The 11,787-nt window shown below is 50.5% G+C and carries 8 protein-coding genes and 4 tRNA genes; 3 read left to right on the plus strand and 9 right to left on the minus strand.

The annotated features are described in order from the left end of the window. Positions 1 to 85: 85 nt before the first annotated feature. Positions 86 to 162 (minus strand) — tRNA-Asp (locus PsWM33_RS06335). 60 nt (positions 163 to 222) lie between these two features. Further along, positions 223 to 299 (minus strand) — tRNA-Asp (locus PsWM33_RS06340). Positions 300 to 679: 380 nt separating this feature from the next. Between PsWM33_RS06340 and PsWM33_RS06345 the strand changes: the two genes are divergently transcribed. From PsWM33_RS06345 to PsWM33_RS28620, 3 genes are all read left to right on the plus strand, one after another. Then, complete coding sequence (locus PsWM33_RS06345; protein WP_063299602.1) at positions 680 to 1,798, plus strand: peptidoglycan-binding domain-containing protein; 1,119 nt, start codon at positions 680 to 682, stop codon at positions 1,796 to 1,798. Positions 1,799 to 1,980: 182 nt separating this feature from the next. Further along, the gene (locus tag PsWM33_RS06350) at positions 1,981 to 3,249 is read left to right on the plus strand and encodes a hypothetical protein (RefSeq protein ID WP_063299603.1); all 1,269 of its coding nucleotides are present in this window, start codon (positions 1,981 to 1,983) and stop codon (positions 3,247 to 3,249) included. A 381-nt stretch (positions 3,250 to 3,630) separates the two neighbouring features. Continuing rightward, positions 3,631 to 4,809, plus strand: coding sequence for a peptidoglycan-binding protein (locus PsWM33_RS28620; RefSeq protein WP_342585901.1), 1,179 nt, complete (start codon positions 3,631 to 3,633; stop codon positions 4,807 to 4,809). 80 nt (positions 4,810 to 4,889) lie between these two features. Here PsWM33_RS28620 and PsWM33_RS06360 read toward each other — a convergent pair whose 3' ends face one another. The 7 genes from PsWM33_RS06360 to clpP form a co-directional block, all read right to left on the minus strand. After that, on the minus strand, positions 4,890 to 5,372 hold the full coding sequence (locus PsWM33_RS06360; protein ID WP_057461782.1) for a hypothetical protein: 483 nt from the start codon (positions 5,370 to 5,372) through the stop codon (positions 4,890 to 4,892). 429 nt (positions 5,373 to 5,801) lie between these two features. Next, positions 5,802 to 5,877: transfer RNA gene (locus PsWM33_RS06365), tRNA-Val, on the minus strand. Between the two features lie 33 nt (positions 5,878 to 5,910). Beyond that, positions 5,911 to 5,986: transfer RNA gene (locus PsWM33_RS06370), tRNA-Val, on the minus strand. Positions 5,987 to 6,243: 257 nt separating this feature from the next. After that, positions 6,244 to 6,519: an HU family DNA-binding protein gene (locus PsWM33_RS06380; protein WP_008546789.1), complete on the minus strand. Its 276-nt coding sequence runs from the start codon at positions 6,517 to 6,519 to the stop codon at positions 6,244 to 6,246. Between the two features lie 191 nt (positions 6,520 to 6,710). Then, on the minus strand, positions 6,711 to 9,140 hold the full coding sequence (gene lon, locus PsWM33_RS06385) for an endopeptidase La (RefSeq protein ID WP_063297428.1): 2,430 nt from the start codon (positions 9,138 to 9,140) through the stop codon (positions 6,711 to 6,713). Positions 9,141 to 9,600: 460 nt separating this feature from the next. Next, a complete protein-coding gene (clpX, locus tag PsWM33_RS06395) occupies positions 9,601 to 10,866 on the minus strand; it encodes an ATP-dependent Clp protease ATP-binding subunit ClpX (protein WP_057461785.1) in 1,266 nt (421 codons plus the stop codon). 257 nt (positions 10,867 to 11,123) lie between these two features. Further along, positions 11,124 to 11,759: an ATP-dependent Clp endopeptidase proteolytic subunit ClpP gene (clpP, locus tag PsWM33_RS06400; RefSeq protein ID WP_063289033.1), complete on the minus strand. Its 636-nt coding sequence runs from the start codon at positions 11,757 to 11,759 to the stop codon at positions 11,124 to 11,126. Positions 11,760 to 11,787: the final 28 nt, after the last annotated feature.

Raw genomic sequence — 11,787 nt, forward strand, 5'->3', positions numbered from 1 at the left:
CGTGACAGGCCGGCACTCTAACCAACTGAGCTACACCCGCAGCTATAACAGTTTGCTCGGACTGAACACCTCTTCCCAAGGGAAGTGGCGCGAGTGACGGGACTCGAACCCGCGACCTCCGGCGTGACAGGCCGGCACTCTAACCAACTGAGCTACACCCGCTCAATCCAAACTACCTTCAACAACACTTTGCTTTCCTGCACCACTCTTCCTAAGGAAAAGTGGCGCGAGTGACGGGACTCGAACCCGCGACCTCCGGCGTGACAGGCCGGCACTCTAACCAACTGAGCTACACCCGCTTGGGTCAGCAACGTTGTGTCGTTGTTGGTGGCGCTGATTTACGGCGGGGGCGGGTCCAAGTCAAGCGAAGTTGGATCGACTTTGCGAGTTTTTCCTGAATAACTTGTTTTCACTGTGAAAATCGGCCTCGAAATGCGTTCAGATGTGGAAAACAGGACTGCATATCACCCATTTTATCCCCTTCTGGACTCAAGGACTTTTTGGCTAGCCCTGAAAAATATCTTATTCGCCATCAATGAAAATTTGAAAACCGCCTCAAAAAAGTCAAATCTCGTAATTCTACTTAGCTTGGGGCGGCTCCTGCGATAAACTCAGGAACAATCATCTCAATCAAAATACAAAAAAGTCGACAGTCCAATTCATTTCAAGGACCGGTTTTATGGGCACATTTTTCAAAGCGCTTGCTCTTGCAGCAACAACAGCTGTCGCAATCCCCTCATCCACCCAGGCTGATACAGGAGACGTCATCATCGGGCTCGGTGTAAGAGCGATCGGAAACACGATCATCGATCACACCGCAGCTCAACAACCAACCCCGCATGTCGTCACCGCTCAATCGCAACAGGCGCGCAGCATTCCCCGCATCCCAACTCAACAAACAGTAGCTCTCAGCCGCATTCAGTTGAAAGACGTCCAGTATCGTCTGAACTTGCTGGGCTACAACGCCGGTTTCCCTGACGGCGTAGCTGGTAAGCGCACCTTGCGCGCAATAGGCAGGTTTCAAAGCACCCTCGGTTATGTGGCAACTGGGCGGCTCACACAGTCTCAATTAGAAGAGCTTTACACCCGCACGCAAAAGAAGCGCTATCAGAAGACCCAGATTGATCAGGCGCAGCCAACACCAACTCAACCACCTCTGCCCCAATCCAATCCCGGCGGGTACTCTGAGGCAGAAAAAGCAACGGTCAGAATCCCAAAAGAAAACAAGCTTGCTCTGGACCCTAAAAATCCACCCAACATTTACGGGCTGATCACTGGCATGCGCAGTGACGAAACCGCGTTTTTTTTAAAAACAGAAGGCTATGAAGAGTGTGTAGAGACAACCGGACTGACCATCTGCAAGAAAGCCACCAAAAACCTTGAAGAAACTGTCAGCGTCAATAAGGTCGGAAACGTCATCTATGGAGTGAGCCGCACTGTAACATTCAAGACCGCCGCCCCAAGGTCTGCAGTCCTCACAAAGCTAGCAGAGGCCTACCCAAACCTCACCCGCTTCAAAAGGATGGCAACGTCCAGCTCTAAAACCTGCTTGGAGCAATACGCAGGCGATGGCAGCAGCTTGTTAGCACCAACAGAAGCCAACCCATCCGACCCTGAAACGCTTCTGACGCTCACCGAAAACTGCCGCAACTTCTACGCCATCGAACTGGAAGGCAACCGCAACCTCAAATCCATGCGTATCACTCTCTACGACGGCCACCCCATTCAACAAGCAGAGGAAGAGCAAACTGGTATCTTCCAAACCAAATCCGAAGCCGCAGATGAGCTGAAGTTCTGAACACCATCCTCTTTTGTATTGGCCTCATACCTCCCGAGGCCAATACAGCAGATCACCCCAAGCTCCATCCTAAGGATTACCTCCCCACAACCGAGAGATTATTCCTGCTGCATACACAGTTAAAGTAGCCTCAAAAATGCATTTCTGCTCACCCGCAAATTTGTCCTTTTGGGAGCTCCAAAATGTTGAGAGTAAAAGCACTGGCTCTGCTGCTGGCCGCACTGTGCCTGATCACCACCCCCGCCCTTTCTGAGAAGCTATACAAGCTCAAAGAATTTAAACCTGACGTCTCATATACAGCAGCGTCATACTCCGTTTCGTTCCTCGCCAAAGAAATCGAAGCAGCAAGCTATGATGCCAATGGACATCTGGGGTACATCCTCGTCGCATCAGATTCAGCAGATAACCTCGTCATCTCTACATGGCAGTCCAATGTTGAAATACCAAAAGATTTTATCGACCGGGGCAAAGCTCGCAGCGTATCCATTGCAAAGATCGACAACACCCACTTCATTACACCGATCATCGATGCAGATAATAAGTTGCGGGTCATGCTTTGGAAGATCACAGGAAACGGGACCATCACATATCGTGGCTTTCGCTCCGGCCCGGAAGTTACAGAAGTAACCTCTGCAAGTTCTGGCTCTGCTGCTATGGTCGTCGCTCAACGAAAGAACGGCACCTTGTTTGCACAAGCCTTCAAATTGAAGCAAGCAGAAGACATCCCGACGGAGAAAGCACTCGACCGTCGCGGCATTTATGAGTTTGCTGGCTCTGCGGACCAACTTGCCCCGAGCGATGGAACTGCAAACCTTCTCGCCTTCCGTGACGATGATGGAAAACTGCGAGTTACTCGCCTTCGCAAACGTCAGAACGCATCTGTGATCGAACGCGGCCCAACACTTGTAAGCATGGGCCAAATCCAGAAAGCCGCAATTACTGCTGCCGATGGCACTCCCAATGGCCGATGGATCACCCTATCAACAAGCAAAGGCCCCAGCGAGTTCAAAACAGGGCATCGATGCTTAGGTCAGACCATACATAAAGAACGCCATGGGCGTGGCAAGCTAATCGAATGGGATATTGGAACCGACGGCACCCAGTACCTCCGCCGAAGAGCTGAGCGTGAGTTTCAGGGCAGCGGAGGCGTCGCAAAGGAAGTCGCCGTAGAAGTGATCAGCAATGGCAAATATCTGGTCAGCAGCCACCTGGGCTTTGACACCTTCTGCAAACGAAACCCGAAAAACCGTGGCAAGCAGCGAATGGAAGTCCACCTGTGGGATCACGCCGGAACCACTTATGACAAAGACGCCTCAGGCCGCATCAACGGCAAATACTACGACGTAGCCTTAGCTGAGTTTCATCCTATCCACAACTACGATGCAAACTTCGTCGTAGCCCTCATCGGCGAAAACCAACAGGTCAAGCTGTCCATCTGGGGTGTGAAGTAACTCAACCCCGATCCATCAAAACAGATCAAGAATCTCAAGACAGAAAAGGCAGCCTCCCATCGGAAGCTGCCTTTTCTACATCAGCCAAACCTCAGATTTCAGCTCCAGCATCATTTCTAAGGTCCGATACCTTAAATCATTGCCTGAAACGCACTCACTAACATGAAATGCATTCACCGCAAGCCGACATAAAACAGCAGATACGCTTCAATTATGACCGATATCTCCGAGATATCAGCAATAAAATCTCTCAACTTAAGAGTGAAACACTTAATTTATTTCAACTTACATTTTTTAGAGTTTGAGATAAATTTGCTGCAAGTGGGCCTTTCCCGCCTTTCCTTTGATTTTTTATGTGTGCAAGGCAACAAAATGCGCAAAATGACAAAGCTTACATCCGCTCTCTGCCTCTCTTTAGCAGTCAGCGCCACCACCGCTCGTGCAGGCTCTGAGGATTTCATCTTCGGCTTTGGCGCAGGCATTATTGGTAGCGCTATTGTAAATGGCGCCAAAAAGAATGCGCCACCCCAGACCCAGAAACAAACAACACGGAAAAGAACTAACTTTTCAGCAGAGACACAGGACATCCAGTTGCGCCTGAACATGCTGGGCTTTGATACTGGAACACCAGACGGCGTTTCAGGCCGCCGCACGCGCAACGCCATACGCCAGTTTCAAATTTCCATCGGCGCTTATGCAAATGGCAAGCTCGATAACAGACAAATTGCCAAGCTTTATGAGCTGACAACACCACAACAGCCAGCAGCGCCAACACCTGTCGTAACCTCCACACCAGCACCTGTGGCGGTCATTGCCCCAACGCCGGTTATAGCAGCACCAGTTGCAACAGCCGCTCCATCACAGCAAATCAACATCACAATACCTGTTACGCCCGGCACAAACACAACCAACAACGCTCAGGTCGTGAATGCCACTCCGAACGTGTCACCAAAGAACGAAACACAGATCGCAGTAACCTCCTCCAAACCCCTTGCTCTTGATCCGGCCAACCTCCCGTCAATTCACGGTCTGACCGTTGAGCGCTTTGAGCATGACGTGCAAGGCCTGCTGGAAAAAGTCGGGTATCAGGCGTGCGTAGCTGATGAAACGAAGACTGTATGCTCACTGGAGAAAGACACTCTCTCTGAAACCGTAAGCGTGCTTACTCAGGATGAAAACATCTACGGCCTGCAACGTGAAGTCAGCTTCAAAAACCCAGCTCCCCGCGCTGCTATCATGGGCAAGCTACTGGATGCTTACCCGGTGCTCACGCACTTTGAGAACATGACTGCCACACAGGATAAAGCCTGCCGCATTACTTACGTCAACAACAGTGGCGAGCTCCTGAAGGAGGCTCTGGAGAAACCATCCAACGCAGAAGCGCTGCGCCAGCTGTCAGACAACTGCAATGACTACCACAGCCTGGAGGTCTTTGGAGAAGACACCGTGAGTGGCATACGCCTCGTGTTTTACAGCAGCAAACCAATCAAGGATGCGATTGAAAACCGCAAGGGTGCGTTCCAAATCTCTTCAAAGCCAGCACAAGACCTGACTTTCTAATAGATACAGCCCAACGAAAGCAAAAAAGGCAGCCTCCCCAGGGAAGCTGCCTTTTATTTTGTATCAAAGCTTTAAGAAGCTCACCAACCGTGGCGAATACGCACGATCAGGGCTGTCATGAAGCCAAAGATCATGTGACCAACCAGAGACGCCCATGTCAGCTGAATGAAGCCGAGGAACGGTGGAAGACCAGCAAAGATGTGCGCCATGATGTAAAGCGCGAACACCCAAAGACCAACGCCATAGCAAAGACCAACAACCCACCATGGCAGCGGCGGAATGATCACACGTGCCAGAGGACGAGCAATATAGAGGTATCCGATAGGATAGAAGACGACGCCAACCACGGCGTGAATAACTTCAGCCCAGAAAAGGCTTCTGAAACCAAAGACCGACTGCACAAGTGCAGCTGGCTGTAGTGGACCACCAACCCAGAACGGCGTGATATAGCGCGCCCAGATCTCCCAGCTCACATCTGCAACGATGCCTGCCAGAAGGATGGTGACCAGAGTGTGCCACACAAGTGGCGGACAGATAGGGTGCTTATGACTTGAACCACTCATACGGCGCATGCCTCCACGTAGTTATACTTGATTGCCACGCGGAGTTAAAAACGATCTCAGTCATGCAAGCTGTTATCTACGGCACACTTAGCAGCGCAATAACGGCTCTTGAGCAAGTCCTAAACGATTGTTTCCAACCGAACACTAGGATTTCACTCATTTAAGGGCAAAGCAGCTCTCAAAAAGTTGACGAAATGAGAGCACACTCCGCAATAAGCTCCACAGGCTATTGCAGCAAGCTTAGCTATAAGGTCCTGAGATCACCCTTTGGTTTTTGCTCAGATTAGCACCCTGCCCTACAGCCTTGAGAAACCAATTGCCGAAACGCCGTCTTAAGCTTAACAGCACCGTTCTTGGTAATTTTCAGGAGTGCGGACAACAAAAAAGCCTCCGCGGAAATCCGGGAGACTTGAAATCCTCTGAGAGGAATGGTGGGCGATGAGAGACTCGAACTCCCGACATCTTCGGTGTAAACGAAGCGCTCTACCAACTGAGCTAATCGCCCATCCTGGAGCGTTGAACATCCTCTGAAAGAGAATGGTGGGCGATGAGAGACTCGAACTCCCGACATCTTCGGTGTAAACGAAGCGCTCTACCAACTGAGCTAATCGCCCCCGCGAGGGTGGTACGCCGTGTGGCGTGGGGAGCTATTTAGCCGCCCTCCCTACCCTTGGCAAGGCCTGAGATTGAAAAAAACGACATTACCAGCAAAAAACTTGGAGCAGCCATCCACCCTGTGAATTACCTGATTAAACAAAGGCTTGTCGTCACAGCGAAAAACCGGCAACCCATCAGAATTGAGCGCATAAAAAAAGCCCCTACTGCTCCAATGAACAACAGGGACTTTTAAACCCAAAACGAACAAGCCCAATTAGGCGTTGACCGCGTCCTTCAGGCCTTTACCAGCTTTAAATTTCGGCGTCTTGGAAGCCGGAATCTGAATGGTCTCACCTGTACGTGGATTACGGCCTTCAGTTGCTGCACGAGCGGAAACTGAAAAGTTGCCAAATCCGATGATCCGAACTTCATCGCCGCTCTTCAGGGTTTCAGTGATTGCTTCGAAAGATGCTTCTACTGCTTCGCCTGCCTGTGCTTTGGTCAAGCCAGTTTTTTCCGCAACGGCCCCGATCAGATCATTCTTGTTCATGACTGTCCCTTTCTAAAATAACGTGGGGAATGCTTTAGATTCGCGCTGCACTCCTGAATCGGACATTCGTGCGAAATTGCGTTCAAATCAAGCCGCGAACCGCAGAAAACGGCCATTTTCTGTGTAGTATCAACCAAAAAAAGCCTCGGAACTTGTCCGAGGCTTTTGTATCCACAAGCAGACGCTCTGGTTCAGTGAGCAACGACCCCAGAACCCTTGTCATCTTTGACCAATGCTTCGGAGTTGGACTTTTCTTCCTCTTCGCTCCATTCGATGGCTTCAGGCATACGAACAAGAGCATGTTCAAGCACTTCGTCCATGCGAGCGACTGGAATAATTTCCAATTCGTTTTTCACATTGTCAGGAATATCAGCTAAATCCTTTGCGTTATCCGCAGGGATCATAACCTTCTTAATGCCGCCACGCAGAGCAGCCAGAAGCTTCTCTTTCAGACCACCGATTGGCAGCACGCGGCCACGCAGTGTGATCTCACCCGTCATCGCCACATCACGACGAACCGGAATACCGGTCATCACGGAGATAACAGTTGTCGCCATGGCGATACCAGCAGATGGACCATCTTTTGGAGTAGCCCCTTCTGGAACGTGAACGTGCAGTTCGCGCTTTTCGAAGAGCGGAGGCTCAATGCCGAAGTCTTCTGAACGGGAGCGAACGTAAGAGGCAGCAGCGGAGATGGACTCTTTCATCACATCACGCAGGTTGCCGGTTACGGTCATCTTGCCCTTACCTGGCATCATGACACCTTCAATGGTCAGCAACTCGCCGCCCACTTCAGTCCATGCCAGACCGGTGACAACACCAACCTGATCTTCATCTTCAACCTGACCGAAGCGGAAGCGAGGCACACCGAGGTATTCCTCAATCAGCTCTTCATCCACTTTGATGGTCTTCTTGTCGTTGACCAGAATGTCCTTCACAGCCTTACGGGCCAGAGTGCTCATCTCACGCTCAAGGTTACGCACACCAGCTTCACGGGTGTAAAGACGGATGGTCTTCTGCAAAGCGCCATCAGACACTTCAAACTCACCATCCTTCAGACCATGGTTCTTCACAGCCTTTGGCAACAGGTGACGACGGCAGATCTCGATCTTCTCATCTTCAGTGTAACCAGCAATACGGATGACCTCCATACGGTCCATCAGTGGACCCGGAATGTTCAGCGTATTGGCTGTGGTCACAAACATGACGTCGGACAGATCGTATTCCACTTCGAGGTAGTGATCCATGAAGCTACCGTTCTGCTCTGGGTCAAGAACCTCAAGCAGAGCGGAAGACGGATCGCCACGGAAATCCATGCCCATCTTGTCGATCTCATCGAGCAGGAACAGCGGGTTGGACTTCTTCGCTTTCTTCATGGACTGAATAACTTTACCCGGCATGGAACCGATGTAAGTGCGGCGGTGACCGCGAATTTCAGCCTCATCACGCACGCCACCAAGAGACATGCGTACAAATTCACGTCCGGTTGCTTTCGCGATAGATTTACCAAGAGACGTTTTACCAACGCCTGGAGGGCCAACAAGACACAGGATAGGGCCGCGCAGCTTGTTCGCGCGCTTCTGCACTGCAAGGTACTCCACAATGCGTTCCTTGACCTTCTCAAGGCCAAAGTGGTCGGTATCTAGAACCTTCTCAGCAAGCGTCAGGTCATGCTTAACCTTGGACTTCCTGCTCCACGGAATGCCGATCAGCCAGTCAAGGTAGTTGCGAACCACAGTCGCTTCCGCAGACATCGGGCTCATCTGCTTGAGCTTCTTCAGCTCAGCATTCGCCTTCTCGCGAGCTTCCTTGGACAGCTTCGTCTTCGCAACGCGCTCTTCCAGCTCAGCAAGTTCATCACGGCCATCTTCACCATCGCCGAGTTCCTTCTGAATGGCCTTCATCTGCTCATTCAAATAGTACTCGCGCTGGGTTTTCTCCATCTGACGCTTCACGCGGGAGCGGATGCGCTTTTCCACCTGCAGAACGGAGATCTCGCTCTCCATCATGCCCAGCACCTTCTCAAGGCGGTCGGTGACAGCCACAGTGCCAAGCAGTTCCTGCTTGTCCTGGATCTTCACAGCAAGGTGAGATGCAATGGTATCAGCAAGCTTCGAGAAGTCGTCAATCTGATTAACAGCGCCGAGAACCTCAGGAGACACCTTTTTGTTCAGCTTCACGTAGTTCTCGAACTCGGAAATCACTGAACGGCCAAGAGCCTCGACCTCAACCTCGTCACCGCCAGCTTCATCAAGAATAACGGCTTCTGCTTCATAAAGGTCTTCGCGATCAGTGAACTTGCCGATTTCGGCACGTGCACCGCCTTCAACCAAAACCTTTACGGTGTTATCTGGCAGCTTCAGCAGCTGCAAAACTGTTGCAAGGGTACCGACTTTGTAAATCTGATCGGTATCCGGATCGTCATCCGCCTCGTTCATCTGGGTCGCAAGCAAAATCTGCTTATCAGACTCCATCACCTCTTCCAGAGCACGGATCGATTTCTCGCGCCCTACAAACAGCGGCACGATCATATGAGGGAATACGACGATGTTGCGCAGTGGGAGAACAGGAAAAACAGAGTTTTCTGTCTCTTCTTCCGGGCGCATTTCATTGTCAGCCATCTCTATTCCTTTCAAATTGCAGCTTTCCAACGAAAGCTACGAAAAAGCGCAACATAAAAATCGACTAAGGCCCTTAGGGCACTCGTAGAATTTCGAGGGCCGAATTCACTCGCCCCAAAACGGGCACAAACAAATTCGCCAAGCTGCGAACTAGACCTATTAGGTGGAGACACCGCCTCCAAGTGTCAAGCACTCCGCTTCCAAGTCTTTCAGCGATCTGTTGATATTATAAGCTTTTTTCCTGTTATTAGGAGCGTATAACACCGTTTGATCGTCCTCACACTTAAGCTGGAACACCATCCTTCCCGGTCTTGGTTCGCGTTTACGCAGAACACTCATACGCATCATCATGCTAGACACATGAGACAAAAAATGGGCGGCACTTTTTTCAAGAAGTTACCGCCCAAATTAAACTCAATACCCGTGAGCGAAGCCTACTGGCTCATCAGTCCCCATCGCCTTACGCGCTGGTTGCTGAATTCTCCGCACGATCCTCGTAAATGTACAAAGGACGCGCATCGCCGTCGACCACCTCACCGGAAATCACAACTTCCTTCACACCCTTAAGGCCAGGAAGCTCGTACATGGTTTCCAGCAGAATTGCTTCCAGAATAGAACGCAGTCCGCGAGCACCGGTCTTACGTTCAATCGCACGTCGGGCAACTGCCTTCAGAGCGTCCTCATGGAAAGTCAGCTCTACGTTTTCCATTTCGAACAAACGCTGGTACTGCGCAACAAGCGCATTCTTAGGTTCACTCAAGATGGACACCAAAGCGTCTTCATCCAGATCTTCAAGAGTTGCAATAACCGGCAAACGGCCAACAAACTCAGGAATAAGACCAAACTTCAGCAGATCTTCAGGCTCAAGCTCTGAGAACAACTCGCCGGTCTTGCGATCTTCAGGTGCAAGCACAGAAGCAGCAAAGCCGATAGAGGTTTTGCGACCACGGTCAGAAATGATCTTGTCCAGACCAGCAAATGCACCACCGCAGATAAACAAAATGTTTGTTGTATCTACCTGCAGGAATTCCTGCTGCGGATGCTTACGACCACCTTGCGGCGGAACAGAGGCAACAGTCCCTTCCATGATCTTCAGCAGTGCCTGCTGAACACCTTCACCAGAAACGTCACGGGTGATGGATGGGTTTTCTGCCTTACGGGTAATTTTGTCCACCTCATCGATGTAGACAATACCGCGCTGCGCACGCTCAACATTGTAGTCTGCGGACTGAAGCAGCTTCAGAATAATGTTTTCAACGTCTTCACCAACGTAACCCGCTTCAGTCAGCGTGGTTGCGTCAGCCATCGTAAACGGAACATCCAGAATTCGGGCGAGCGTTTGTGCCAGATGGGTTTTACCACATCCGGTAGGACCAACCAGAAGGATGTTGGACTTAGCAAGTTCAACATCGTTGTTCTTGGAAGCATGATTCAGGCGCTTGTAGTGGTTATGAACCGCTACAGACAGAACCTTTTTGGCTCGGCCCTGACCAATCACGTAATCATCAAGAACACCACGAATTTCCTGAGGTGTCGGAATCCCATCACGAGACTTCACAAGCGAAGATTTGTTTTCTTCGCGAATAATGTCCATGCAGAGTTCGACGCACTCATCGCAGATGAATACGGTCGGACCCGCAATCAGCTTACGGACCTCATGCTGGCTTTTTCCGCAAAACGAGCAGTAAAGCGTATTCTTGCTGTCGCTGCCGCTGGCTTTGCTCATGAGATATAACCCCGCATCGTTTCAAGGGACACAGCCCCTGTTAGAATTCTTAGTTCGACAGCGATACTTTCGCCGCGACGTTCTACTGACTTATCGCGTTTTGTGTTCCGCTTCCAGAGGGAAGCTTTGGAAATCACTAATAGCCATTCTCTTATGCGATATTTGGCTCGCAATAATCAACATTCCTTTAAGCCTCGCACGCAAAGTTCATTCCCTGTTAAAAAAACTTGCGCGCGAGTTACTTTATAAAACCGGCTTTAAGCTGGTTCGATAACGTTCAAGCTCTCGCGATTTTCGATAACGTTATCAATCAGACCGAACTCTTTCGCCGCATCTGCACTCATAAAGTTATCACGTTCAAGCGCTTCTTCAACAGCGTCAAGAGTCTGACCTGTATGAGAAACATAGATCTCATTGAGGCGACGCTTCAGCTTCAGAATTTCCTGTGCATGCAGCATAATGTCTGCCGCCTGCCCGCGGAAACCACCGGAAGGCTGGTGAACCATGACGCGGCTGTTTGGCAAAGAAAAGCGCATACCCTTTTCACCAGCAGCCAAAAGCAGGGAACCCATGCTTGCAGCCTGACCGATACAAAGAGTTGAAATCTTCGGACGGATAAACTGCATAGTGTCATAAATAGCAAGACCACTGGTCACAACACCACCCGGGGAATTGATATAAAGTGCAATTTCTTTGTTCGGGTTTTCCGCTTCCAGATAAAGCAACTGGGAACACACCAGTGTAGCCACAGTATCTTCCACAGGACCGGTCAGGAAGATAATACGTTCCTTCAACAACCTTGAGAAGATATCATAGGCCCGCTCACCCCGGTTGGTTTGCTCTACAACCATTGGCACCAGGCTGTTCGTGAAATACTCAACAGGATCGGTCATGCGTCATCCATTTTAAATATGCAGAAAG

Origin of the sequence: Pseudovibrio sp. WM33 (genome assembly GCF_001623165.1) — a bacterium.
Classification (GTDB): domain Bacteria; phylum Pseudomonadota; class Alphaproteobacteria; order Rhizobiales; family Stappiaceae; genus Pseudovibrio.